This window comes from Paenibacillus sp. FSL L8-0494, assembly GCF_038003695.1.
Lineage (GTDB): Bacteria > Bacillota > Bacilli > Paenibacillales > Paenibacillaceae > Paenibacillus_AQ > Paenibacillus_AQ odorifer.
The window spans coordinates 627,225-652,232 of sequence record NZ_JBBOPQ010000001.1; the positions used below are offsets into that span (position 1 = coordinate 627,225).

The following is a 25,008-nucleotide window of genomic DNA, read 5'->3' on the forward strand; positions in this document are numbered from 1 at the left end:
CTCTCCCAATTTCGTTATTTGTGATTAATTCTATTTTAACCGATGTAGAACCCCTGACGCAAAATAACGTCTGAAATCAGTGAAAATAAGAATTTATAGGAACATTCTCCGCTAAATCGCGTATTAAAGCACATTAATGAATCTGTTCGATACATTTGGTATGATAGAATCACGTATCGCTGGAGAGGGAGGAACTGTAATGAGTTTTATGAAACGAATCAAAGATAGTGCGAGCCGGGTTACTGAAAAAGCACAAAGCTCTGTTGAGATTGGCAAGCTGAACGGGCTTATTTCCGATATTGAACGTGAGATGGAAGTGGAATTCACGAAAATGGGCAGGCTTTTTTATGAAGGGTATCGCACTAAGGATATGTCGGTAGCTGAAGGCAAAATGGTAGAACTGGCACGGACCTGTTCCAAACTTCAGGAAAAAATCGAAGTCCAACGCGCAAGGATTGCTGAACTGAAAAATGAACGGTTATGTTCTTGCGGCAATGTTGTGGCGCTCGATGCAAACTTTTGTCCAAAGTGTGGAAGTAAGCTGGAGGAGCTAACCACTTCAAGAAAGATTCCTTCACCGCCCGTATTCGTCAAAACTGTGGATGAGGACGAAGAGGATGAGGATCAATACTATGGTGCAGATGAGCTAACGGATGAAGAGAAGGAGATTGCAATGAAGCTCCATCCGCAAAGTATGGTGTATTCTGAGATTCTGCCTTCAGAGGATGATGAGCTGCCATTGGAGGAATATGCGGCGAACGAACATGACATCGAACGGGATCGCAGACATGCTGATCAGCTGGAACGGGAAAGACAAAGACAGCTTGAGCTGGATCGTCGCATCCGCGATTGGAATGCGAATGAACATCAGGAGGAGTCCGCAGTCACCCAGGACAGTGGTGTACGTGATATGATTAAGTGTCAAATCTGTCGGAATGAATTGCCAAAGGGCTCCTTATGGTGCCCGCGTTGTGGATCGGAGCAAATATAGTACAGATATCAGTCAGCTTAGGGCTTAGGGGGACAACAAGATGGAACAGCTGCTGCTGCATCTGCGCAATCTGGGCTTCACGGAGATGGAGTCCAAAATCATGGTCGAGCTTGCGACTAAAGGTCAGGCTTCTGGCTATGAGGTTGCCAAACAGCTCGGAGTTTCAAGATCAAATGTGTATGCGGCGCTTCAGCGCCTAACACAGCAGGGATATGTACGATGTGGTGAAGGAGAGCCTGCGCGGTATAGTGTTCTCAATCCAGAGGAGCTGGCGACGATGATCTCGGGAAGAGTTCAAGCTTCGCTGGCTTATATGGAAAGTGAGATGCCTCGCGGGGGGCCTGTTAGTCCTTCTTTTTATAATGTAGAGGGCGACCGCAATGTAATGGGGGCGCTGATTCGCCAGCTTAACATGGCAGAGCAGGAGATTGTGGTGGATATGTGGCGCGAGGAAGCGTCGCTTCTGCGGAGCGAACTTGAACAGGCCGAACTGCGTGGCGTTAGGCTTTTATGGGCTTTTGACGGTGGCAATGCTGCTGCTGCCTCTTACCCGGTATGGCCGTCATTCGGAAAAGATTCGCAGCGGGCGGATGGACGGAAGTTCTCATTTGTGATCGACCGGAGCTGGTGTATGCTGGGGATGCGTTATGATGATGGATCCGCACAAGCAGTGGTAACAGAGCACCCGGTGTTAGTGGAGCTGTTGTTGAATCATTTTACACAGGAAATGGTCTTATTCGAGCTGGAGCAGGATATGGGCGCAGAATTAGTAGAGCGTTATGGAGAACGTTACAGCAAAATTCATAGCAAATATGTTATGTATGATCAAGGCGATGATGGGGAAGAACAGGCGCAGTAGTTATTATCATAGGGAGGTGAGAAGCATGGAATGTATCGTTCATTTTGAAGTGGTGCACAATGATGGTCCTAAGAAATTGCGTGGACTATTGTTTCTGGATAAGGGAGCATCTCCTGGAGAAGCAGAACTGGTCGAAATGTTTAAGGATATGAATTTTAACGTGAGACTGGAAGACCGCGAGAAATTGATTTTTAAACCGGTAAATCCGGGAGATTTCTTGGAGATTCGAATTACGGGTTATGATAACGGTCAGGAAAAGAGCAAGGATGATCATAATTTAAAATCGATCGTTGGAAATTTATTGCCTCAGAAGCCGACAGGCCTGTAATGTGGGGAGAATGGATTTAATGATGGGAGAAGGAGGAGCACTATGGAGCTGTTGAGACAAAAGGTATTGAAAGAAGGTATTGTACTCGGGCAAGGAGTGCTCAAGGTGGATTCTTTTCTGAATCATCAGATGGACCCCTTCCTGATGCGCGAGGTTGGCCGTGAGTTTATCCGCCGGTTCGCTGGCGAAGAAATTACGAAGGTGCTGACTATAGAATCCTCGGGAATCGCTCCGGGGATTATGACAGCATTAGAGCTGGAGGTTCCGTTGATTTTTGCCCGTAAGCAGAAATCGCTGACGCTGACAGAAGACATTTACGTGGAGAAGGTATACTCCTTCACGAAGAAAGAAACGAATGAAATTACCGTTTCGAAGAAATTCATTGCTCCCGGAGAACGGGTGCTGATTGTTGATGATTTCTTGGCGAATGGTGAAGCCGCCTTCGGACTTGCCCGTATTGTTGAGCAGGCGGGCGGAAGTGTGGTTGGAATTGGCATTGTGATCGAAAAAGCGTTCCAGCCAGGGAATCGGCTGCTGCAGGAAGCGGGATATCGCGTAGAATCACTTGTGCGTATTGCTTCACTGGAGGACGGAAGAGTCACTTTCGTGGAAGACGAGGAAGAGCCTCTTGTTTGAGGCTTTAGGAATGAATGCTCAAACAAAAGCTATAGGATATACAAAACAGCAAGCGAACTGGTAATGAACCAGTCGCTTGCTGTTTTTTGTGTGTATGGTATGCACGGGTCAGGTTACCCGTTGCTGCCGCATGCCGCTGCAGTGTCGACGGGCAGCTGTACGCTGTCCGCCGCCAGCGGCGATAGCACCCGCAGCGCCCCCGGCTCGCAGCGAACGGCCAGCGGCCCTTTGCCGAGGCTCTCGCCGTCGCCGATCGCAGGCCGGGCCTCGGCAAAGCCTACGGCTACGCTACGTCCGCGCAGCATAGACACGAAGGGCAACGCCACATGCTTGCCCTTCAGTACCGTAGGGAACAGCCGCAGCAGCTGCCCGCGGCTGCACCCGTGCACGACGCAGACGTCGAGCTGGCCGTCATCGGCCTTTGCCTGCGGGCAGATCAAAAGCCCGCCGCCGTAGCTGGGCAGGTTGCAGATCGAGACCAGCCATGCCTTCTCGAAGGCATGCTCCGTGCCGTCGCAGACTACACTTACCCGGCAGGGCTTGAACGTCATCAGCGTATGCAATATGCCGATGATATACGCCAGCTGGCCTGCTCCAATGGCATTGCACAGCCGTTTGTAACGGCTGGCATTCACATTCTCGGCCACCTGAGCATCAAAGCCGTTGGCAACGGCTGTTACGGTCAGTCCGTTTGCTCCTGAAAGCAGGTCTGCTTCGATATACCGCTCACTAAGGGCGGCCTCCAGCGCGGCTTCTATCGAAAGCGGGATGCCGAACCCCCGGGCGGTGTCGTTGCCGGAGCCGGCAGGAATCACGCCCATGGGGATATCTTTACCGCAAAGTGCACCCAAAATGCTATGGAGCGTGCCGTCACCACCGATTACAATCACAGCTTTCCAATCCTCGCGATGCTTTAGTGTATTTAAAACAAGGGCTTCTGCACCCTCTACGCTGTGCGTAAACAAGGACATGAAAGGCAGCGAACGCTCCTTCATGAGCGCCTCTACAGTATGCCAGGTCCGGCCGCCTGCTCCCCCGCCGGAACGTGGGTTTATGATAAATAGATACATATAATTTCCTCCAGCCTGTAGAATTCCATTGATGCCCTTTCTACATTGTAAGGAGTGGATGGGCAAAAGGGAATACTTTTCAGCGATCAGAGGGACTGCTTTTTGGGGGGGGATTACAGATGGCGAATCTGACTTTCTGCGATATCACCTGCCCAAGGGAGTTTGTACCACCTGCCACTTAAGGCATGGTAGATCATTAGCAGCCACACTCCAAAGCTGCAGAGAGAGACGAGTGCACTCATCAAGGGACCGAGGAAAGGGACCAATCCGGTTAGAACGTGGAGGATCATCAGCACTCCGAAGGTAATCAGTGATTGCAGCGAATGGAACAGCACAAAGCGGCTGCGTTTCTCCAATGCGAGAAAGACGACGCCGCCGAGAAAAGGGAAAAAGTAACACAACGCGCCCGCTATATTATCGGGCAATCCGGTAGATGATTTAAAAGGGGACAATAGGCTCACTCTCCTTCTGCTTGGAGAAGAAGGGGCTTGATTGTTCGAATCCTTCTTCCTTACAAGCCTATGACTTGTCAGGAAAAAGTATGTTTAGCTCATTGAAGGGAGAACATACTTTTCAAGCAGCTTGCGTGGGTTCTTCCAGTTGTTTGTCTTGCTCTCTGCTGTAAAGACCACGACAGTATCCAGATTGGGGAAGAGCAGAATCTGCTGCCCGCCATGCCCGTGGGCGAGTTTGTAGGGCTGCCCGCTCATCGTACCGATCCAAAACTGATATCCGTAATCACCAAACGCTGGATATCCCTTAGTTTGAGCGGTAAGTGCATCCTGCAACCAATGCTCTGGGATGATTTGCTGCTCTGCAAACACTCCATTATTCAGCAGGCAGATTCCGAATTTAGCCATATCCCGAGAGGTTAAGTGCAAGCCGATATGGCCCATGCTATGTCCTTCGGGACTAGGTAACCAAGCGGTATTAGCCATTCGGAGTGGAGTAAATAAATGCTGTGCTGCATAGGAAAATGCATCAAGACCTGTAGATTCACTAATCATCATCGAGATTAGATGTGAGTCGATGCTTCGATATTGGAACTGGCCGATATGTTCTGGAATAATGTTCAAGCTAAGGCCAAAGGAACCCCAGCGGCGGCTGCGATGGAGGTTCCGGACGAGAGGTTCACCGAGCTTCTTCCCTGTGATCCAGCTAAAGCCGGAAGTCATGGTAAGAAGATGACGGAGTGTGATTTTTGAGAGATGTGGGGAGTGAAGGTATGGAATATGCTTGTGAAGTACCTCAGATACAGAAATATGGAGATCAGGCATCTCGCCACGGTCGATAGCGATTCCCGTAAGGACACTGACAAAACTTTTGGTAGCAGAACGGAGATCATTTAATGCTCCAGCATGATGGTCGTTATAATAACGTTCGAAGATAAGGTTGCCATGGCGCACAATAAGTATGCTATGCATCTTGGGATATTCTTTTAGGATAGCTTGATGGGCTTGTTCAAGACCCTCCCGGCGTGTAGCTGTGTCCTCTGGCGTTGCGGTAGTCATTACGGGAATTACAGGCTGGACCATAACGATCTCCTTCTCATTTGTTGATAAATGCAGTTTCACTTGCTGTATTGGTTATTATATTTTAACCAGTTTGGAGACATATGACTTACGAAGAGAGTTGTAAAAAAATAATATTTTCCAAATAGTACATTTTACAAGGAAAGGTGGAAGTTAATCCGGAATATGATACAATATAACGATAAGGCCCGAAAGGAGTGATTCAGTAAGTGGCTCTTCGGGTAATAAAAGTGTCAAGGAGCTATCGTTCATCAGGCGTCCTTACTCTCAGCCCAAATCACGACGAACCTGCTTCACCGGCAAGGCGGTGTTTCAAAGGCTAGACATAGCTTTAGATTCCACGTTTTGACGGATAGTGCAAGCCACGTATGTGTAATGGATACTTCACTTGCATTCGAGGTTACGGCGTACTTTTCATCATGCATTCTCTACAACGGAGCATTCATTTTCAATGTTTTGGGAGGGAACTGATCATGGCAAGTAAAGGTCATAACGAAGTCAAGGAAAGTCTACGGGAAATGACACGCATTTTCCGGCCCAAAGATCCCAAGAAATTCGTAAAGGAGTACGTCCGAAAGTATCGGATTACAGGAGGCTATGAAGAGGAACTGACCATGGTCGTGGAACACGAGTTGGTACGGATGAATTCATCCGTCTCCTAGCTAACAGATACGTTTGTCACTTGCTTAACTTTAGACATCATTTTGAGTAATAACATCCACGAGGATTCTTATAAACCGTGCCCGAGCAACTTTTGTTGCTGGAATCGGTTTTTTTTGTATGCCCATTTACGAATAAGGAAAAGTCTTCCTCATAGAATAGTCAAATGAATTAATAGACACATTTTAAAGTGTATGCGCTTTCTTTATTATTTTTTATTTGTTTGCGTTTTCATAAAATGCCATCAAATCCAGATGGGACAAGGGTTTATTGTGTCGAAAATTACAATGTGAACTAGTTGTGAACGATTGACAAAACTTTCCCTTAAACTTATATTAATAGTGATTGTTATAATTGACAGAAAAAAACAGGAATCTACGAAATCGGGAAAAGCGGGGTAGATCAATGATGAAAACGTGGCAGGCTGTAAAGCGACTCCTTCCCATGACCGCTATGTTTGGACTCTTTCTTGCCGGGTGCGGTCGTGAGGACTTGTCAGTACTCAGACCACAGGGACCTGCAGCAGACAGATCTTACGGATTAATGGAGCTGTCGATCAGCATTATGATCGTGGTGCTGCTGATTGTCTTTACGATTGCAGCTTATGTACTGATCCGCTTCCGCAGAAGACCGGGTCAGAATGAAATCCCTGAGCAGGTTGAGGGCAGCATTAAACTTGAGATTCTCTGGACAGTTATTCCGCTTATCCTTGTTGTAGTACTGGCCGTGCCAACGGTGAAAGCAGTGTTTGCCGCTGGAGATGATCATTCCAATGACAAGAATGCGATCAAGGTTAAAGTAACCGGCCACCAATACTGGTGGGAGTTTGAGTATACCGATTATAAGGTAACTACAGCACAGGATCTGATTATTCCGGTGGGCAAAGATATCGCCTTTGAACTGGAAACTAAAGATGTGCTGCACTCCTTCTGGGTCCCTTCTCTTTCCGGTAAAATCGATACCAACCCAGCTGGAACGATTAACCGCTTTAGCTTTAGTGCGCCTAATGAAGGCGTTTACCGTGGGAAATGTGCGGAGCTATGTGGGCCTTCTCATGGATTGATGGAATTTAAGGTGAAATCAGTTAGTGAACAGGAATTTCAGAAGTGGATTGATTCGATGAAAACGCCTGTCGCTGTGCTGCCGGAGGATCCTGCTTTAGCTGAGAAGTTCAAAGCGGCATGTCTGACTTGCCACGCTGTAGGCGATCAAGGGATTAATAATGCGCCGAACTTGACCGGAATTGGTTCTCGGGAGTCGATTGCTGGAATTCTGCTCAACGACGACACGAGGGAAGATGGTGCGCCGATTGAAGAGAATCTCAAAACCTGGCTGCACGACCCGCAATCCGTAAAACCAGGCAATCTGATGCCTAACCCCAAAGATCTGGGCCTGAGTGATGCTGAGATTGATGGCATTGCAGAGTATCTGGCCAACTATAAGCTGGACTAATGCCTTAGCCTAAAGGCGGGCGGAACTTTCGAAAAGGGGGGACGAACTTTGGCTCAAGCAGCGCATACCTTGAATTCATCCAAGCCTCTGGGGCACGGCCACAGTGTGAAGCGCCATACAGGACTTATGGATTGGCTTACTACCGTCGATCACAAAAAAATCGCGATTTTGTACCTATGGGCCGGAGGATTGTTTTTTGGCATCGGGGGAATTGAAGCGCTTCTGATTCGCTGGCAGCTCATCAAGCCGATGAATAACTTTTTGGATGCACAAACGTTTAATGAACTCATAACCATGCATGGTACGACGATGATCTTCCTCGGCGTCATGCCAGTCATCTTCGCACTCATGAATGCCGTCATTCCGCTACAGATCGGTGCACGTGACGTAGCCTTTCCTTTTCTAAATGCACTTGGTTTCTGGACCTTCCTGTTCGGCGGGATTCTACTGAATCTTAGCTGGGTTATGGGTGGCGCTCCTGACGCCGGGTGGACCGCCTACACCCCACTATCTACGAGTACATACAGCACTACACACGGTGTAGACTTCTATACGATCGGCTTACAAATTGCCGGATTAGGGACCCTCATCGGGGGGATTAACTTTCTAGCCACGATCATTACGATGCGTGCACCGGGAATGACCTATATGCGGATGCCGATGTTCGCCTGGACCACATTTATCACTTCCGCCATTATTTTGTTTGCTTTTCCAGCAATAACAGTAGGTTTAGTACTGTTGACATTCGACCGGATTCTCGGAGCCAATTTCTTCGAAGTTGGAGCCGGAGGAAGTCCAGTGCTATGGCAGCATATCTTCTGGATATTTGGTCATCCGGAAGTTTACATTCTCATTCTGCCTGCCTTCGGGATTATTTCCGAGGTCATCCCAACCTTTTCGCGTAAAAGACTGTTCGGATATAGCTCCATGGTGTTTGCAACCATCTTGATCGCCTTTTTAGGCTTCATGGTCTGGGCTCACCACATGTTCACAACTGGACTTGGACCTGTAGCTAACGCGTTGTTCTCCGTATCAACGATGTTAATTGCGGTTCCTACCGGGATTAAAATTTTTAACTGGTTGTTCACGATGTGGGGCGGGCAAGTACGTTTCACAACCCCTAACCTGTTCGCTGTTGGATTTATTCCTACCTTCACTATGGGGGGAGTAACTGGAGTGATGCTGGCGTCCGCACCTGCTGACTTTCAGTTCCATGATACGTATTTTGTCGTAGCGCATTTCCACTATGTTATTGTTGGTGGCTTGGTGCTTGGCCTGTTCGCAGGTCTGCACTACTGGTGGCCGAAGATGTTCGGACGGATGCTGAGTGAGAAGCTGGGCAAGTGGACTTTCTGGACGTTTATCATCGGATTCCATCTGACCTTCTTTGTACAGCATTTCCTTGGGCTTATGGGGATGCAGCGCCGCGTATTTACTTATTTACCTAATCAGCAATTTGATTTCCTGAATCTAGTCAGTACCATCGGTGCAGGACTTATGGGTGTCGGTATGATTATTTTCTTGGTGAACATCTTCCTGACTTCCAGAAAACCAGCGGATGCAAGCAATGATCCGTGGGAGGATGGACGTACATTGGAATGGACCATTCCTTCACCGCCGCCAGAATATAACTTCAAGCAAACACCTCTTATTCGGGGGATTGATGCCTTCTGGAAAGAAAAAGTAGCAGGGAATAAAGGCATGACACCAGCAGAGCCGGTGGGCTCAATTCATATGCCGTCGGCAACGATTTTACCGTTTACGATGTCTATCGGAATTTTTATCGCTGGGCTTGGCTTTATGTTTAGCCGTGATGAATTCGGCAATGCTTTTATGAGCTTCCTGTTTAATAATTATATCGTTACAGCCATCGGTCTTATTATTACATTTGGATCCATGCTGATGCGTTCGCTGTATGATGATCACGGATGGCATATTGAACCTGAAGAGCTGGAAGGAAGTGAGCGGACATGACAACGGCACATGCAGAAGCTTCTAAGGATACCTTTCCGCACGAGCCGGAAAAAGCTACGCTCGAAGGACGCAACAAGGTTCTTGCCTTTTGGTTGTTTCTAGGCGGCGAAGCGGTATTGTTCGGCACGTTGTTCGCTACTTTCCTCGCACTGCGTAATCAGACGAATGAGGGGCCTTCGGCGAATGAACTGTTTCACCTGCCGCTAGTAGCCGCTGCAACATTCATCCTGCTGGTAAGCAGTCTGACGAGTGTATTCGCTATTCAAGCGATGCACAGAAATCGGCCGGCACTGCTACGGAATTGGCTTTTAGTGACTGTAGTCTTAGGTTTAGGTTTCCTGGTTTTGGAGATCTATGAGTTTACTCAATATGTAAGACACGAAGAATTCGGAATGACCACAAGTGCATTCAGCTCGGCATTCTACACACTGGTAGGATTTCATGGTGCGCACGTAGCCTTCGGGATCGCTTGGATCTCCATCTTAATCGGGCAGCTCGCCCGCAAGGGGTTAACGGTAGTTACTGCACCAAAAGTGTATGTGTCAGCCATGTACTGGCATTTTATCGATGTGGTATGGGTCTTCATCTTTACGGTTGTATACCTACTCGGAAAGGTGGGCTAGGCACTATGACGACGGATCAGCATATGCCAGATAGCGGCGGGTATAAGCAACGTCATCGGCATGAAGGACCACAGAAACATATTGTTGTCTTTATTTTCTCCATTGTCTTAACATTGATTGCTTTCGCCGCTGTTGCGGCTGGGGGAGTAAATGCAACCTTTGCGATTATTTTGCTGCTGGTAATGGCTGTTCTTCAGGTGATTGTACAGATGGGCTTCTGGATGCACCTAAAAGATAAAGGGCATCTTCTGCCGATTCTCTTCATGCTGGGCGGCTTCTTTATCGCTGGGACCTGTATTGTTATGTCGCTGTATTGGGTTTGGTGGAACTAACGGACAATAATGAAAGAGGTGGGCTGCGATGCCCCCTCTTTTTGATGTTTAGATATAAGAATTCCTGCGCTAGGAGGTTGGGATTATGCTGGGATTAGAATACTTTAGCTTTGCTGAACTATGGAGTCCGCTTTTTCTAGCGGTAATGCTGCTGCTGACAGCAGGTTATTTTGTGTGGATTGGTCCGATTGCTGGGCGTTATGCCGATTCAGTTACGGTGCCATTTTGGCGTAGAGCGTTATTTGTCTGTGGGATGCTTGCCCTTTATCTGGCACAAGGAGGACCCATTAGCCTTTTAGGGCATATGATGTTTTCCTTCCACATGGTCAGTATGGCCTTGTCTTATCTGGTAGCGGTGCCGCTGATTATGCTTGGCATTCCAGATTTTATCTGGCGCAGGATACTAAAGGTGAATCCGCTTCGGCGGTTATCTTTTTTAGCTCATCCAGTGGTCGCTGCCCTATTGTTTAACGGACTTTTTTCCTTGTACCATATTCCTGTTATTCATGATTATGTGATGTTGCATTTTACTGTTCATCGTGTTTATTACATTATTTTGTTCCTGACCTCTGCTTTAATGTGGTGGACGCTGATTAATCCGCTGCCGGAACATCGTATGGCGAGTGGGCTTGGGAAGATTGGGTTTATTTTTCTGAACATGGTATTGCTGACGCCAGCTTGCGGGCTGATTATATTTGCCGATCATCCGCTCTACGCCACTTACAGTGATCCAGAGACTTGGGCGCGTGCTATGGGCTATTGTATCTCGGGTGACCCCACTGTTTTACTTCAGAATTTTGGAGGTCCTGCATTCTTTGAAGTGATGTCGCCGAAGGTGGATCAACAGGTGGGAGGCATCGCGATGAAGTTCATTCAGGAATTTATTTTTGCCTCTATGCTTGCTTATGTGTTCTATCATTGGTATAAAAAAGAGAACGGACAAGACGACGATGAATTGTCGACGCCATCCTCAACACTTCAGGAGAGCAACTTGAACCGTGCATAACTGGTAGACTGCCGAGGGGGAGAATCATGGATATTTTCACAGTGTTCCCGACTATTAGTACGTCATTCATCGTGCTCAGCGCGGTGCTGGTGGCTATAGGTTGGTGGCTCATTATCAAGGGCAAACGCGAGGCGCATAAGAAAACGATGATTGCTGCCGCTATCGCTGCGCTGCTGTTTTTTATTGTTTACGTATCGAGAACGTTGTTTGTGGGGAATACCTCATGGGGCGGTCCGGATGAACTGAAGACGATTTATCAAGTGTTTCTGATCTTCCATATCGTCCTGGCAACCGTAGCTGCGGTATTCGGACTTACTACGTTAACTCTTGGTTTCAAGGCGAAGTATTCCAAGCACCGTAAGTGGGGCAGAGTGACATCGATAATTTGGTTTATCACAGCGATTACAGGCGTTATGGTGTACGTGCTGTTGTATGTTTTGTATCCAGGTGGACACACCAAGCCGGTGTGGGAAGTTATTTTGGGTGCGTAAAATAAGTGCTTGAATAGAGCACAGAGTTTAGTGCGTTGAGCGAATGAAGAGTATTAGAGAGTAGAACCGTAAATGGTTATGAAATAAGCCTATATATCTGTCTGTTCCTGAGTAGGGATTGCGGGTAATGGGCTTATTTTCATTTTTGGAGTTTCGGGGATCTGTCCTGAAATTGAATGAAGTTAGCTCGAAAAAGACGTAATCAGGGAAAACCTCCCTGAAAATGAACGAAATTAGCTAAAAAAGGCCATAATTAGGGAAATCCTCCCTAAAATTGAATGGAATTAACCCAATAACAGAGTAATAGCTGAATTTTTAGGGAGGAATTCCCTAAAAGCTCGTAATCTAAGCTCTATTTGGCTGATTTTAGGGAGTTTTTCCCTAATGTTTCTATTCCGTCCGGCAGTCGCCCATATCCCACACCTGAAACTGCACTAGCAGCCGAAACGGTATCCCGCACCCAAACCGCACCATCCGCCATACCCGCATCACACAATCGGAACTGCACCATTCGCCGCACACGCATCATACCCCCGAATCAGCACCACAGCCGCACTAGCACCCTAACCCGAACCAGTATCTGCTCCGCCACCCGCCTCTCTCAACGCACATCACACCAACACGTTGCATAGAAGCAGAGAGTGAGCTCTTACTAATTCATTCCACTGAATGAATTATCTAATAAACTCAATTATCCCAGTTACATTCGCCCCGTAGCATTCTACCTCAATTCCCCCTCAATTCTCCCTCATTGTAGTTAATCTCAATAAATAAGCGGTACCTAACGTCTGAGAGTATCTCCATAAACTTGAAGTATGAGGTTGCCCAAACCTCCTATTTCTTTTGAATAATTTCCAGTTACAGGATTGACAATGTAAAATTAAGGTCATATACTGTGTATATAGATATATACAGTAAGCACAGGGATATGAACACCTGCTTCTGCTAGACGCTGAAGACATTGTAAAGCGAGGTTAGCATTGATGAGAACATTAAAAGATTCATGGTTTATGTTGCGCTCTGATTTTCGCGGAGACAAATTAAAAATATTAGGGACCCTCGTAATAACAGTTGTTTTTATGAGTTATCTTGGTGGACTGACTAGCCTGATAGCAAATGATGTACTAGGTGAGCAGGATCGGACGATGCTAGCGGATTTCTTATTTCTCTCCTTTATCCCCTTATTGGGATTAACATTCTCTCGCCGCTCCATGAAATATTGGAGTGAAGACTCTTACACAAAAATGTTGGTTTACTTACGGACTTTACCGATTCCAGCTGCAGTAATATTATCGCGGAGGAAACTTCAGGGTGTGGGCTCCTTTACACTAAATGGTACGTTATTCTTCGGTATTATTTACTTGTTAGGAGAGAATTTCCGGACAGAACTGGCGGTTCCTTCGTATATAGCTTTTGCGATTACTTGGCTCGGCTTCGGATTCATGGTCTCGGGTCTATATATTTTTATTGAATATCTTTTTAGCGGCAAAGCTTATCTATGGCTAACATTGCTTATCGTAGTTTTATCGTGGGCAACATCGTTCCTAGTTACACTGGGCGGAGGCAGTTTGTTCTTATACAGTATCTCCTATTCCAAGGAGTGGGGGTTGTTATCTCCGATCATGTGGGGGTCACTTCTGCTGGGGACAATATCTGTGCAATTATTCTCTAAATGGACTATACATCGGCTGAAAAGTCGCAATCTCGTATAAAAAATCGGAAATGGCAAGGACTGCGCTCTAGCACGCTAGAGTGGAAGGCGAGGTGTAAATAATGTGGATACCGGTACAAATCAACGAAAATAGTGCAGAGCCCCTCTATCATCAAATAGAGACTCAGCTTAGATCATTAATCATTAGCGGAGTCATTACAGAAGGTACGCTGCTGCCCTCAATTCGTGAGTTCGCAGGAGATCTGAAATGCAGTGTAATTACCGTGCGGCGGGTATATCAGGATCTGGAGAACGAAGGTTTGCTGCGAACGCGACAAGGAACAGGTACCTTTGTATCCCATGTAGGTGACGGAGCAATGGAAGAATATAAACGGGAAACGGTTGGCAAAGCACTTGAAAGTGCAGTGGATATCGGCCGATCGGTACATTGCAGCAAGGATGAACTTGAACAGATTTTTATGGAGATTGTAGAACGCAAGTATAGAGAAAAGGATTGAGAGGGGGGCGCTTACTCATATGGTACAGATGGCTATAGAATTGCGGAATGTACTTAAACGGCGGCGAAACAAGACGATAGGGCCGCTGACCCTGAATATGCCTAAAGGATATATTACAGCTTTGGTAGGTCAGAATGGTTCCGGCAAAAGCACACTGCTGAATCTGCTGATGCAGCTGACTAATCCAGAGGAAGGCGAGATATATTGGTTTGAGAACAGGTATGATAGTGGGTTGTCTCTGGAGCTTCGCCAGACCATTGCCTATGTTCCTGAAACGTCAATTACTGAGGAGAACCACTGGAATGCAGAGGAGGCAGCTCGATTTCGGAAGTATTGGTATCCAAATTGGGACGATCAATATTTTCAGGAGCTGATGGATCGCTTGGAGGTTCCGTATCATATGAGACTTTCGAAGATGTCTAAAGGGGAGCGTCGGAAATTCGAAATTGCTGCAGCACTTGCGGCGCGGCCAAGTCTGCTGCTATTGGATGAACCTTCATCAGGTCTTGATCCTTTTGCCTGGAAGATTATGATCGAGACACTTCGTAAATATATGGATGAGAACAACGCAACGATCATCATCTCCACACACATTGTGGATGAGGTGCGGCGGCTGGCGGATTATATCGTCCTTATGCATCGGGGAGAACTGCTGGGCATGGCTGAAAAAGACAGTCTGTTCGGTGCTTGGACCGAGGTTTGGGTGAATGCTGCGGATGAAGAGGAGCTTGCGGAGTTATCGGCTGAGTTGCCAGGAGGCTTGCACTTTACAATGGATACACCGGGTGTAGCTTCTTTTATCATAGAACAATTTTCTGAAAACGAGAAACGCATTCATAACTTGGGCGTAAAGGTTATCAAGAGCCGCAGTTTGGAACTGGACGAAATATTAAGTTTATGGACACAGGGTCATCGTCCTATTCTAATTGACCACAAGAGAGGGGACTAGAGAAATGGAAGCCTTAAAGCTGGAAAGTGTAGTTAAGCAATATGGAGAAAAAACCGCAGTAAACGGAATTAACCTAACTGTAGGTAAAGGGGAAATTTACGGATTACTGGGGGCGAACGGCGCGGGAAAAACAACCACGATGCGTATGGTACTCGGCCTAATCTACCCTGATGAGGGCAAAATTTTGTATAACGGGAAGCCTTTCAACAGTGAACTGCAGCAACTTATGGGTTATCTGCCCGAAGAACGCGGACTATATCCTAAGGTGAAGATCAGCGATCAAATCGTTTACTTAGCCCGCCTGCGTGGGATGTCAGCTAGTGATGCAGATAAGAGCTTGCGCTATTGGCTGGATCGATTTGAGGTTCCGGATTATTACAATAAAAAGATAGAAGAGCTTTCCAAAGGAAATCAGCAAAAAATGGGCTTTATCGCCGCTGTCGTTCATAAACCGCAGATTCTGATTCTAGATGAAGCTTTCAGCGGGCTGGACCCAGTAAACGTGGAGCTGCTGAAAGATACGGTCAAAGAATTGCGTGATTCGGGAACAAGTATCCTTTTCTCTACGCACCGGATGGAGCATGTAGAAGAGCTGTGCCGTAACATTACGATTCTCGATCGTTCCAATACGGTCGTTCAAGGGGATATCCGCACGATCAAGAATGGCTACCCGCGGGAAGAAGTATTGCTGCGTACAGCTAATGAGGTAAAAGGTCTGGAGTCCATCGCAGGCGTTACAGCAGTGAAACGGCTGGAGCGTGGGTATCTGTTATCGATCAGTGAGATCGGTGCAGCACAGCGTATTTTACAGCAGGCGATAGCACAGGGTGAAGTGGAGCATTTTGAAATCAAGGAACCTACGTTAAACCAAATCTTTATCAGAGCGGTGGGTGAATCTAATGAATAAGATGGGGACAATTATCGGCTTTACCTTTAAAAATAAAGTTAGAACGAAATCATTTATGATTACTACTTTGATTCTAGTATTATTGCTCAGCATAGGGATGAATCTTCCCTATATCATCGATCAGTTTAAGGGTGATTCGGCCAAAAGTGAAGTTACTCAAATTGCTGTGATTGCTGAAGAGGGAAATCAGGTTGCAGAATTGTTGAAGGCTTATACTGCGCCAGAGGGCATGCCACAGGCTAAGATAGTACAATATGCTTCTGCGGATGATGCCGAGTTAAAGAAAGCATTAGATGAAGAGACAGTAGAAGGTTATGTTACTTTTGCAGAACCTACTGGTGAAGGGCTTCCACCCGTTACTTATCACAGTAATGATGGAGAACTAAACGGAGATGTTCAAGTTTATCTTCAAAATGCACTTCAGCAAGCAAACACACAATTCATCGTTGGCGACAAGCTGACCTCTGAACAGATTGCTGCAATGTCAACACCAGTGCAGATTACTACACAACAGCTTAACGCAGGCGGTGGCAGTGAAAGCTCTCAGGAGGACACTCCGGCCATTAACTACATTATCGTATATGCCATGCTTATGTTGTTCTTTATGTCCATTATGATGACAGGCAACATGATTGCCGCTGAGATAACCTCTGAGAAAAGCTCGCGGATTATGGAGATTCTCATTACAAGTGCCTCACCTTTAGCGCAAATGTTCGGTAAAGTTATCGGTGTTTTCCTAGTAGGAATATTGCAAATTGGGATCTTTGTCGCAGCGATCGTCGTCAATTTGACGCTCCCGCATAACGCAACCGTATTGGCGGATTTTGATCTCGATTTAGGCCAGCTCAATATTAACTTGCTGCTCTATGGATTTGTCTTGTACGTATTTGGTTACTTCCTCTATGCCTTGATGTATGCGGCTGTAGGTTCGATTGTCAGCCGTACGGAGGATCTCGGTCAGGCGGTAATGCCAATCATGATGTTAGGCTTCGTAGCGTTCTATGTTCCACTGTTCAGTATCTCCAATGCCGATACTCTAGTGGTTAAGATAGCGAGTTATGTACCTTTCACTTCACCATTGACGATGCTGCTCCGAATTGGTGTCGGTGAGGTGGCGATCTGGCAAGTCATTGTATCGCTGCTGATCCTGCTTGTGACTACCTTCATCTTCGGATGGCTGGCAGCCAAGATCTATCGTACCGGCGTACTGATGTACGGCAAACGCCCAAGTATTAAAGAAATCAGAAAAGCAATGAAAGCATACAAGATCTAAGAAGGCCTCATATAACTTTTAAGGAGTGCTAATGATGTCTACAAGCGAACAATATACCATTATGCTTTTAATGAGTTCGGTATCACTGGCTTCGGTTAGTAGAATGCTTCCGGATGGCTCCACTTTTATGGATTTCGTTCAAGGCGTATTGACCGGTGTTGCTATAGTGGGGATGTTGGCAGGATTGTGGATGTACAGTAAGGCGCGTAAGAGTAAGGCGCGTAAGAGTAAGGCACAATAGTAGGTACTGAATTTTCGGGGGGGATCCTAACAGCCATTTATGGTTGCTGGGATATCCCCGTTTTTGCGTTGGCAATCTCTTTGTATACGAGCTGATATAGCTAACGGACCCAGCAACACTTAAATGCAACAATCATCGAGATTTGGCAAGATATCGGACACAATAGTCGCTATTGGCATGAAAAACGGTGAATTAGTAGCTCTTTTAACCAAATAGTTGCACTGGAGTCCGATACTATGCTCAAAAGGCGATAAACGTGCAAATAATGTCATCTGGGTCCGTAAGCCTTGCCTTGGTGGAAGATGATTAGGGCCTGCTTGAAGACGATCCGAGACGCTCATCGCTCGGGATTTCTACTGGAGTCCGAACGCCGGCCAAATTTGAGGAAAAGCTTCAATTAAAGGCTCCTGAGTCCGTTAGATGCTTCATGCGCTTAAAGATCGTCTGAATTCTAGTCAGTGACTAAATTATAGAAAGATTTGCGCTCGTTCGTATATCCGCTTGGGCGGTCATCTGCTCCCGTACAGCTCTAAGCTGTGCTTTCAGTGCAGGAACACTTTTTTGCAGAATAATGCTTATTTGAGAAAGAGGCAGCTTTAAGCCGTACCACAATACCTTCACAAGCTGTTCCTCCCAAGGTAATCCCTTAGCCGATAGAAGAGAGCGCCGGGCAAAAGAATCAGCACACTGGCGAATACAAGTGCGGTAAGCGTGGATAGAGAATAACTGAGGGTCGAAGTTATCCTGACGATATATTTTATGAAGCTCTGTGAAGGTGCGGATAGTAACCTTGTCTGCCTCATTAGATTGTTCTAATAACATGGAACTGAGTACGTAGACTTCATTAGTATACTTTTGAACACACTCTGCAAATTTAGCACTGTAGGTGGACACGGGAGGTAAGGGGTCAGGCATGGTGAACACGATCCTTTCAGAATGAGAGATTTGCTTGAATCTATAATATAGAAAAGTAAGAGATGGATTTATTGATAAGATCGGCGGTGTCTGGTTCCGGGCAACTGTGTTTCTGCTGGGAGGCAGTGGATAAAGCTTTGGAAGGTTTGTAGTAGAGCCGTTCACTTCTGGAATTGCTCCCCCCAGCTGCAACACTGTACAGACGCCCTTGCTGAATATGCCCTGCCAAGGATTTACCCTGGAGCTTGGCCTTTAAATCCTGCAAAGCACCCTGAACTAGCTCAAGCTTAACCTGCTCCCAATCTGAACCTTCGCGGCGGACCTTATCCAGCGCTTCCTCAAGACGGCAATGACAGATAGCCCGTAAAAAAGAACTCCATTTAATGAGATCGAAATTTTTGGTGTTGGCAGAGATTAGACAAGCCCCCCAACTGCAACCTCCCTTACAGGTGAGCTTCAGAATACCATAACGGCAGCCTTCAGCCCCTTCCATTCCATAGTGAATAGGCTCGGGTTCATCCAATACAAATACTTCAATGCGGGATAGTCTGCGCTGGTCCATAGTAGGGTTCCTCCTTAGATTTCCAACAGCTTTAAGTCTACATGATGAGTGACACTAGCCTTTTCTACACAAGCGAGCATTTCCATTTTATTCTCACAGACTGCGGTATGCTCTAGCCATAGTCGGAACTTCTCTTTCCGTATAACAGATAGATGTAAGGGAAAGGTGCTGCGGGATCTCAAGACATACCAACCGGCGCTTACATCTTTCCAAGGCTCCTTGAAGGCTGTAAACCACGGGAGTTTTTGATGCGATGACCAATCCTGCTGCTGTTGTTGTTCTCGAATTTTTTTATATATTTCATATACAATCTTAGAGTCTAAACAGTCTTTACAAGAAGAAGGTGTACTGAATTGGCGAAGGGCTTGGATCTGGTTCTGGCCAAATGCATAACCTACAATGTACCTGTGATTATTTTCTTCGAACCACAAGGCCCCGAAACAAACGTAATTTAGACTTATCGGCTCAAGCAGCCCTTGATGTATCCCTAAATAATAGTGCTTCAAAACATTCACCCCATCCAGCGTGCTATCACCTAATAGGCTCAGGTAACGCAAAAACCGCAGCAAGAGGAGGACCTCTGCTGCGGTTTTGGATTACAGGCAGATATACCTGGGCCAAAGCGTGGCGGATCAAGGGTCTCTCTCTTTACGCTTACGAGGTTAGCTGTCGGATTCGGACGGTGAGAGTCGCCCTACCTATTGAGACTTACGCAGTCTCCTTTGGATTCACCCCAAGTAGGCCAGGTGGCCTGATGGTTCCCCCGTTCCCTGCGAATGCAGGAACTCAGCGTTGATTGTTTTTCATGAATTAGATTCAACCCGAATCATACTCTTTTCAAGATTTTCTGTAAAAAACGGAAAATGTTCTTTTAGAGCGATTTTAACCATATCCTGCCGACTACGACTGAAAAACGAGGTAAATAGGTATTTATGGCGTGTTATCGCGCCTCTTTCTCGCTCAACCTCAGCTTCTTGCGTTTCTACCTATAAAGGGAATTTGCAGTATTTTCGCTCTAAAAAGGTGAATAAAATCACATGGGTTATAGATAGCGATTAAACGCTCGAAACTCGAGTAAACAAGAGATATAGAGAGATTAGATATCAAGTAAGCGCTATCTAATGGGAAAATAGTTTTTAATTTGCATTATTTTGGCATCATTCAGGTTTTACAAGTCTTCGTGCATAAGAGTATGATTACTCCTGTTTCAACGACAATCGAATATTTGATCCGCTTAATTTCCGATAAGGAAAGCGGGGGAACCAACAATCGGCAGCCGATGTGAGAGTCGGAAGCTGATTATGGGGTGAATCCTGTAGAGGGTGCGAGTGAGCTCGCATCTATACAGGTAGGGCGACTCTCACCGCCCGAATCCGACAGCTAACCTCGTAAGCGTATGGAGAGAGGATGAGTGCAATGTGACCGCTAGCGAGCCACAGAGGAGATCCTTTGTGGCTTTTTGCTGTGCTCTTAGAAGCAAAGCATTTATGGAGGCCTCCCCCAAGAGGTCGCTAAATTCATCATTAGCGGTATTTGTAAGGCAGCGTCTAATGACGTGACACAACCGAGCTTTAGGTTGTGCCCGAAAATGACGATAGGTCAACATCCTTTCGGAGATTTTCGTTGCCTCCTTGTTGTAAATGAGCAGGAGGAGAAAAAAGAGATGACGGATCAGAATGAATATGTGCTTGTATGTGCGCCTACAAAGGCGGGAGAACATTTCATTAAACTTCTGAAGTTCAGGGGTATTAAGATGGCGGGATTAACCAACAATCTGGCTGAGAAAGCTTTACTAGAGGAGCTCGGAATCGAGCAGGTTATTCTAGTGGATACCCGCCATCAGAGCACTTGGTTTCGCCCATCGTTCCCGGTAGGCAGGGTATATCTGTTTGAGAGCAGCTTTCCGCTTTGCTGCCGCTATATTCAGATGTGCCGTACCTGGACGACACAGCCAATTTTTGTGATTACAAGTTCTATAAATCCTAGATTGGTCTATAAAAGACTTGGTGCGAGCTATGTAATCTATTCCCATAGTGGTGATGCTGATTTTCTAATCGATAGATCACCTCATCAAGGATAATGGAAGGAGTGCGGAAGATATGATGGATCTGTATATGGTGGCTTCGTTAGCTGTAATTTACGGGTTATTTTATGGCTTTATGCGCTGGTGCGCAGGTGTAGTTGAGGATACGGGGAGGGATAAGCTGTGATTCTAGTAATCGCTGTTACCCTACTGTTGTTTATATATCTGGTTTACGCGTTGATTCATCCTGAGAAATTTTAAGGAGGGGCATTCATGGGCATTTTGCAAATAGTCGTCGTAATTGTAATTCTCATCTTGTTGGTCAAGCCGATGGGGACGTATTTATATCATGTATTTTCTAACGAACCGAATCGTACGGATCGCTGGTTTGCAGGCACAGAGAAAGGTATTTATAAGCTGATCGGCCTGAAAAAACGGGACGGAATGTCCTGGAAGAAGTATGCACTCAGCTTTGTTTTAACTAATATCGTACTGGTTGCTTTCAGTTATATTTTTCTAAGATTACAGCGGGGATTGCCGCTGAACCCGAATGGAATTGCCGATATGGAACAGACGCTTTCATTTAATACGGTGATCAGCTTTATGACCAATACGAACCTGCAGCATTATAGCGGGGAGACGGGACTATCGTATTTTTCACAAATGGCAGTCATCACGATGATGATGTTCACGTCTGCAGCGAGCGGATTTTCTGTTGCGGTTGCTTTTGTCAGAGGGATTACAGGACAGAAATCAGTCGGAAATTTTTTTGAGGACTTCGTAAAAGCACATATTCGTGTATTCATTCCATTAGCTCTGCTAGTTTCATTGGTGCTGGTAGGATTGCATGTGCCACAAACGCTCAAGCCATCGCTTGAGGTCACTACACTCGAAGGGCAGACGCAACAAATCGCTATCGGTCCAGTCGCTTCTTTGGAGTCAATTAAACACTTAGGTACGAATGGTGGCGGCTTCTTCGGAGCCAATTCAGCGCATCCTTTTGAGAACCCTAATCCACTTACGAACGTTCTGGAGATTCTCTCTATGTGGATGTTGCCAGCCTCTTTGCCATATATGTACGGATTGTTCGCTAAGAACAAACGTCAGGGCTGGGTGATTTTCACAGCAATGATGACCTTGTTCGTTCTGCTGCTGGGGCTGAATTATTATGCGGAAACTAAAGGGAATCCCGCTATTAATGCGCTGGGGATCGAGTCTTCGCAAGGCAGCATGGAAGGTAAAGAGGTGCGTTTTGGTATCCCGCAATCTTCGCTGTTCACTTCGGTAACAACGGCAGCTACGACAGGTAGTGTTAACAATATGCATGATACGCTGACACCGCTGGGTGGCATTACCCCTCTGGCCCTAATGATGCTCAATAACGTCTTCGGGGGAAAAGGTGTAGGACTAATCAATATGCTGATGTATGCCATCATGGGCGTCTTCTTATGTGGACTAATGGTTGGCAGAACACCAGAGTTTCTCGGGCGAAAGATAGAAGCCAAGGAGATGAAGCTGATTGCGATTGCTATCCTTGTGCATCCGTTCATTATCCTTGTACCAACAGCAGGTGCGTTCTTAACGGACTTGGGCAACGGTTCCATCACGAATCCCGGATTCCATGGACTTAGCCAAGTGTTATATGAATATGTCTCTTCTGCCGCGAACAATGGTTCAGGATTTGAAGGGCTTGCGGACAATACCACCTTTTGGAATGTTACAACCGGGATCGTAATGATGCTTGGCCGTTATGTCTCTATAATCGCAATGCTGGCAGTTGCAGGTTCACTGATCCAGAAGAAGCCGGTTCCTGAGACGATTGGCACATTCCGCACAGACAATGGTCTGTTCACCGGAATTCTGATTGGTACGGTAGTGATTATCGGTGCGCTGACGTTTCTGCCGGTCATTGTGCTCGGCCCGATTGCAGAATATTTGACCTTACGGTAGGAAGAGGGAGAACAAGATGAGTACTGTAAAAAGAAAAAAGCTGCTGACGGGACCCATACTCCTAAGCGCTGTAAAGGATAGCTTTATTAAGCTTAACCCGGTGACGTTAATCAAAAATCCGGTCATGTTCGTAGTCGAAATCGGCACGATTATTGTATTGCTTATGGTACTGGCCCCCGGATATTTTAATGCAGAGAAATCGGTAGGCTTCAATATCACGGTGTTGTTCATTCTGTTATTCACAGTGCTGTTTGCCAACTTCGCTGAAGCGCTGGCTGAAGGCCGCGGGAAGGCACAGGCGGATTCGCTTAAGAAAACGAAACAGGATATCACAGCTAATAAGCTCGTTGGAGGGTCTGTGAAGACCGTTTCTTCCTCCGAGCTGCGGAAAGGAGATATCGTGATCGTCAGTCAGGGAGAACTTATCCCTGGCGATGGTGAAGTGATTGAAGGGCTGGCCTCCGTAGATGAATCGGCAATTACAGGTGAATCTGCACCTGTTATTAAGGAAGCCGGCGGAGATTTCGGCTCAGTCACAGGCGGCACCCGGGTAGTTAGTGATGAGATTAAAGTCAAAATTACCAGTGATCCCGGTGAGTCATTCTTGGATCGGATGATCTCCCTCGTTGAAGGGGCGAAACGTCAGAAGACACCCAATGAAATTGCACTAAATACACTCTTGATCAGTCTGACGTTGATTTTCCTGATTGTAGTAGTGACCTTGCGGCCAATTGCGACTTATCTGGGTGTTGATCTAGATATTCCTGTTATGATCGCCCTGTTGGTCTGTCTGATCCCGACCACAATCGGGGGACTGCTCTCCGCTATCGGGATAGCAGGGATGGACCGCGTCACACAGTTTAATGTCCTTGCTATGTCAGGGAAGGCCGTTGAAGCTGCCGGCGACATTAATACAATGATTCTAGATAAGACCGGTACGATTACTTTCGGAAACCGGATGGCGAGTGATTTTGTGCCAGTTGGAGATGAAACGGAAGCTGAGCTTACGGCTTGGGCAGCTATTAGTTCGCTAAAGGATGAGACTCCGGAAGGACGTTCTGTTATTGAGCTGGCTAAGAAGCTGGAACGCAGCTATGACAGCAAACTTGCTGAAGGCGGAGAGTTCGTAGAGTTTAAGGCTGAGACCCGGATGAGTGGTATAGATCTGCGGGATGGACGATCTGTTCGTAAAGGGGCAGTCGATTCCGTGAAGAAATGGGTACAGTCGAAGGGCGGAGTCATTCCCGCGAACCTCGACAGTAATTCCGATGCTATCGCCCGGATGGGGGGGACCCCGCTTGCTGTTGCGGTAGACAACCGGATTTATGGACTTATTTACTTAAAGGATACAGTTAAGCCAGGCATGAAAGAGCGGTTTGATGAGCTGCGAAAAATGGGAATCAAGACTATCATGTGTACAGGGGACAATCCGCTGACCGCAGCTACTATTGCCCGTGAAGCAGGGGTAGATGATTTTATTGCAGAGAGTACACCTGAGGATAAAATAGCGGTTATCCGCCGCGAGCAGAACGAAGGCAAGCTGGTGGCAATGACTGGTGATGGTACGAATGACGCACCTGCCCTCGCCCAAGCTGATGTGGGCTTAGCGATGAACAGCGGGACCACAGCCGCTAAGGAAGCAGCAAATATGGTTGATCTGGACTCCGATCCCTCGAAGATCATTGAGGTTGTAGCTATTGGTAAACAGCTACTGATGACGCGGGGCGCGTTGACAACGTTCAGTATTGCGAATGATATCGCTAAATATTTCGCAATTATTCCGGCAATGTTCATGCTCGCTATTCCTGAAATGGAAGCCCTGAATGTCATGGGATTGGGTTCACCTAGCTCGGCAATTATATCTGCATTAATATTTAATGCGATTATTATTCCGCTGCTGATCCCATTGGCTATGAAAGGTGTCTCGTATAAAGCGATGAGTTCTACGAAGCTGCTGGGACGTAATATTTTTATCTATGGTTTAGGTGGGGTAGTCGTTCCTTTTGCGGGCATCAAACTTATTGATTTGCTCGTAAGTGTATGGATATAACAACGGATTGACTAA

28 protein-coding genes and 2 riboswitches are annotated in these 25,008 nt (G+C 46.6%); of the genes, 21 read left to right on the forward strand and 7 right to left on the reverse strand.

The window, feature by feature from the left end; genetic code table 11:
- Positions 1 to 199: 199 nt before the first annotated feature.
- From NYE35_RS02890 to NYE35_RS02905, 4 genes are read left to right on the forward strand one after another with little or no spacing between them, the layout of a single operon-like run.
- Positions 200 to 991, forward strand: a complete 792-nt coding sequence (locus tag NYE35_RS02890) for a zinc ribbon domain-containing protein (RefSeq protein ID WP_036682517.1) — start codon at positions 200 to 202, stop codon at positions 989 to 991.
- A 40-nt stretch (positions 992 to 1,031) separates the two neighbouring features.
- Positions 1,032 to 1,850, forward strand: coding sequence for a TrmB family transcriptional regulator (locus NYE35_RS02895; protein WP_036682516.1), 819 nt, complete (start codon positions 1,032 to 1,034; stop codon positions 1,848 to 1,850).
- A gap of 25 nt (positions 1,851 to 1,875) precedes the next feature.
- Positions 1,876 to 2,178 (forward strand): hypothetical protein, encoded by a 303-nt coding sequence (locus NYE35_RS02900; RefSeq protein WP_038568522.1) that lies wholly within the window; start codon positions 1,876 to 1,878, stop codon positions 2,176 to 2,178.
- A 42-nt stretch (positions 2,179 to 2,220) separates the two neighbouring features.
- A complete protein-coding gene (locus NYE35_RS02905) occupies positions 2,221 to 2,814 on the forward strand; it encodes a xanthine phosphoribosyltransferase (RefSeq protein ID WP_076101352.1) in 594 nt (197 codons plus the stop codon).
- A gap of 113 nt (positions 2,815 to 2,927) precedes the next feature.
- Here the strand turns inward: NYE35_RS02905 and NYE35_RS02910 are convergent, their stop codons facing one another.
- The 3 genes from NYE35_RS02910 to NYE35_RS02920 all read right to left on the reverse strand — a co-directional run bounded on the left by NYE35_RS02910 (position 2,928) and on the right by NYE35_RS02920 (position 5,419).
- Complete coding sequence (locus NYE35_RS02910) at positions 2,928 to 3,884, reverse strand: diacylglycerol/lipid kinase family protein (RefSeq protein ID WP_052096739.1); 957 nt, start codon at positions 3,882 to 3,884, stop codon at positions 2,928 to 2,930.
- A 113-nt stretch (positions 3,885 to 3,997) separates the two neighbouring features.
- Positions 3,998 to 4,336: a DUF4870 domain-containing protein gene (locus NYE35_RS02915; protein ID WP_036682511.1), complete on the reverse strand. Its 339-nt coding sequence runs from the start codon at positions 4,334 to 4,336 to the stop codon at positions 3,998 to 4,000.
- 93 nt (positions 4,337 to 4,429) lie between these two features.
- The gene (locus NYE35_RS02920; protein ID WP_038568527.1) at positions 4,430 to 5,419 is read right to left on the reverse strand and encodes a serine hydrolase domain-containing protein; all 990 of its coding nucleotides are present in this window, start codon (positions 5,417 to 5,419) and stop codon (positions 4,430 to 4,432) included.
- Positions 5,420 to 5,889: 470 nt separating this feature from the next.
- Between NYE35_RS02920 and NYE35_RS02925 the strand changes: the two genes are divergently transcribed.
- From NYE35_RS02925 to NYE35_RS02955, 7 genes are all read left to right on the forward strand, one after another.
- A complete protein-coding gene (locus NYE35_RS02925; protein ID WP_019913840.1) occupies positions 5,890 to 6,078 on the forward strand; it encodes a hypothetical protein in 189 nt (62 codons plus the stop codon).
- A 403-nt stretch (positions 6,079 to 6,481) separates the two neighbouring features.
- On the forward strand, positions 6,482 to 7,528 hold the full coding sequence (gene coxB, locus NYE35_RS02930; RefSeq protein WP_038568530.1) for a cytochrome c oxidase subunit II: 1,047 nt from the start codon (positions 6,482 to 6,484) through the stop codon (positions 7,526 to 7,528).
- Positions 7,529 to 7,654: 126 nt separating this feature from the next.
- Entirely contained in the window at positions 7,655 to 9,502 is a 1,848-nt protein-coding gene (gene ctaD, locus NYE35_RS02935) for a cytochrome c oxidase subunit I (protein WP_051491246.1), read from the forward strand.
- Entirely contained in the window at positions 9,499 to 10,125 is a 627-nt protein-coding gene (locus NYE35_RS02940; RefSeq protein ID WP_076101357.1) for a cytochrome (ubi)quinol oxidase subunit III, read from the forward strand. Before ctaD ends, NYE35_RS02940 begins: the two co-directional genes overlap by 4 nt.
- 5 nt (positions 10,126 to 10,130) lie before the next feature.
- Complete coding sequence (locus tag NYE35_RS02945; protein ID WP_036682505.1) at positions 10,131 to 10,457, forward strand: cytochrome C oxidase subunit IV family protein; 327 nt, start codon at positions 10,131 to 10,133, stop codon at positions 10,455 to 10,457.
- Positions 10,458 to 10,542: 85 nt separating this feature from the next.
- Positions 10,543 to 11,463, forward strand: a complete 921-nt coding sequence (gene ctaG / locus NYE35_RS02950) for a cytochrome c oxidase assembly factor CtaG (protein WP_341120106.1) — start codon at positions 10,543 to 10,545, stop codon at positions 11,461 to 11,463.
- A gap of 26 nt (positions 11,464 to 11,489) precedes the next feature.
- Positions 11,490 to 11,954 (forward strand): DUF420 domain-containing protein, encoded by a 465-nt coding sequence (locus NYE35_RS02955; RefSeq protein WP_036682502.1) that lies wholly within the window; start codon positions 11,490 to 11,492, stop codon positions 11,952 to 11,954.
- A gap of 352 nt (positions 11,955 to 12,306) precedes the next feature.
- Here the strand turns inward: NYE35_RS02955 and NYE35_RS02960 are convergent, their stop codons facing one another.
- Positions 12,307 to 12,474 (reverse strand): hypothetical protein, encoded by a 168-nt coding sequence (locus NYE35_RS02960; protein ID WP_341120108.1) that lies wholly within the window; start codon positions 12,472 to 12,474, stop codon positions 12,307 to 12,309.
- A 463-nt stretch (positions 12,475 to 12,937) separates the two neighbouring features.
- Here NYE35_RS02960 and NYE35_RS02965 point away from each other — a divergent pair, with 463 nt between their 5' ends.
- From NYE35_RS02965 to NYE35_RS02990, 6 genes are all read left to right on the forward strand, one after another.
- Positions 12,938 to 13,666 (forward strand): hypothetical protein, encoded by a 729-nt coding sequence (locus NYE35_RS02965; RefSeq protein WP_051490929.1) that lies wholly within the window; start codon positions 12,938 to 12,940, stop codon positions 13,664 to 13,666.
- A gap of 61 nt (positions 13,667 to 13,727) precedes the next feature.
- Entirely contained in the window at positions 13,728 to 14,123 is a 396-nt protein-coding gene (locus tag NYE35_RS02970) for a GntR family transcriptional regulator (protein WP_036676688.1), read from the forward strand.
- A gap of 19 nt (positions 14,124 to 14,142) precedes the next feature.
- The gene (locus NYE35_RS02975) at positions 14,143 to 15,072 is read left to right on the forward strand and encodes an ATP-binding cassette domain-containing protein (RefSeq protein ID WP_036676691.1); all 930 of its coding nucleotides are present in this window, start codon (positions 14,143 to 14,145) and stop codon (positions 15,070 to 15,072) included.
- 4 nt (positions 15,073 to 15,076) lie between these two features.
- Entirely contained in the window at positions 15,077 to 15,979 is a 903-nt protein-coding gene (locus tag NYE35_RS02980; RefSeq protein WP_036676693.1) for an ABC transporter ATP-binding protein, read from the forward strand.
- Positions 15,972 to 17,252, forward strand: coding sequence for an ABC transporter permease (locus NYE35_RS02985; protein ID WP_341120109.1), 1,281 nt, complete (start codon positions 15,972 to 15,974; stop codon positions 17,250 to 17,252). The genes NYE35_RS02980 and NYE35_RS02985 overlap by 8 nt, the downstream gene beginning before the upstream one ends.
- Before the next feature lie 34 nt (positions 17,253 to 17,286).
- Positions 17,287 to 17,493 (forward strand): hypothetical protein, encoded by a 207-nt coding sequence (locus NYE35_RS02990; protein WP_076101362.1) that lies wholly within the window; start codon positions 17,287 to 17,289, stop codon positions 17,491 to 17,493.
- Between the two features lie 462 nt (positions 17,494 to 17,955).
- Here the strand turns inward: NYE35_RS02990 and NYE35_RS02995 are convergent, their stop codons facing one another.
- Genes NYE35_RS02995 through NYE35_RS03005 form a run of 3 tightly spaced genes read right to left on the reverse strand, consistent with a single transcriptional unit; the run spans position 17,956 to position 19,539 of the window.
- Entirely contained in the window at positions 17,956 to 18,408 is a 453-nt protein-coding gene (locus NYE35_RS02995) for a hypothetical protein (protein ID WP_036676701.1), read from the reverse strand.
- Positions 18,409 to 18,448: 40 nt separating this feature from the next.
- Positions 18,449 to 18,970 (reverse strand): hypothetical protein, encoded by a 522-nt coding sequence (locus NYE35_RS03000; RefSeq protein ID WP_051490930.1) that lies wholly within the window; start codon positions 18,968 to 18,970, stop codon positions 18,449 to 18,451.
- 14 nt (positions 18,971 to 18,984) lie between these two features.
- Positions 18,985 to 19,539 (reverse strand): hypothetical protein, encoded by a 555-nt coding sequence (locus NYE35_RS03005; RefSeq protein ID WP_036676704.1) that lies wholly within the window; start codon positions 19,537 to 19,539, stop codon positions 18,985 to 18,987.
- A 68-nt stretch (positions 19,540 to 19,607) separates the two neighbouring features.
- A riboswitch (cyclic di-AMP (ydaO/yuaA leader) is annotated at positions 19,608 to 19,772 on the reverse strand.
- 419 nt (positions 19,773 to 20,191) lie between these two features.
- A riboswitch (cyclic di-AMP (ydaO/yuaA leader) is annotated at positions 20,192 to 20,381 on the forward strand.
- 252 nt (positions 20,382 to 20,633) lie between these two features.
- On the opposite strand from NYE35_RS03005, the gene NYE35_RS03010 reads away from it, so the two are divergent.
- From NYE35_RS03010 to kdpB, 4 genes are all read left to right on the forward strand, one after another.
- Positions 20,634 to 21,050 carry a hypothetical protein gene (locus NYE35_RS03010; RefSeq protein WP_036676842.1) on the forward strand — a complete coding sequence of 139 codons (417 nt, stop codon included), beginning with the start codon at positions 20,634 to 20,636 and terminating at the stop codon, positions 21,048 to 21,050.
- A 126-nt stretch (positions 21,051 to 21,176) separates the two neighbouring features.
- The gene (kdpF, locus tag NYE35_RS31370) at positions 21,177 to 21,254 is read left to right on the forward strand and encodes a K(+)-transporting ATPase subunit F (RefSeq protein ID WP_076101420.1); all 78 of its coding nucleotides are present in this window, start codon (positions 21,177 to 21,179) and stop codon (positions 21,252 to 21,254) included.
- A 12-nt stretch (positions 21,255 to 21,266) separates the two neighbouring features.
- On the forward strand, positions 21,267 to 22,943 hold the full coding sequence (gene kdpA / locus NYE35_RS03015) for a potassium-transporting ATPase subunit KdpA (protein ID WP_341120111.1): 1,677 nt from the start codon (positions 21,267 to 21,269) through the stop codon (positions 22,941 to 22,943).
- Positions 22,944 to 22,959: 16 nt separating this feature from the next.
- Positions 22,960 to 24,993 (forward strand): potassium-transporting ATPase subunit KdpB, encoded by a 2,034-nt coding sequence (gene kdpB / locus NYE35_RS03020; protein WP_076138246.1) that lies wholly within the window; start codon positions 22,960 to 22,962, stop codon positions 24,991 to 24,993.
- Positions 24,994 to 25,008: the final 15 nt, after the last annotated feature.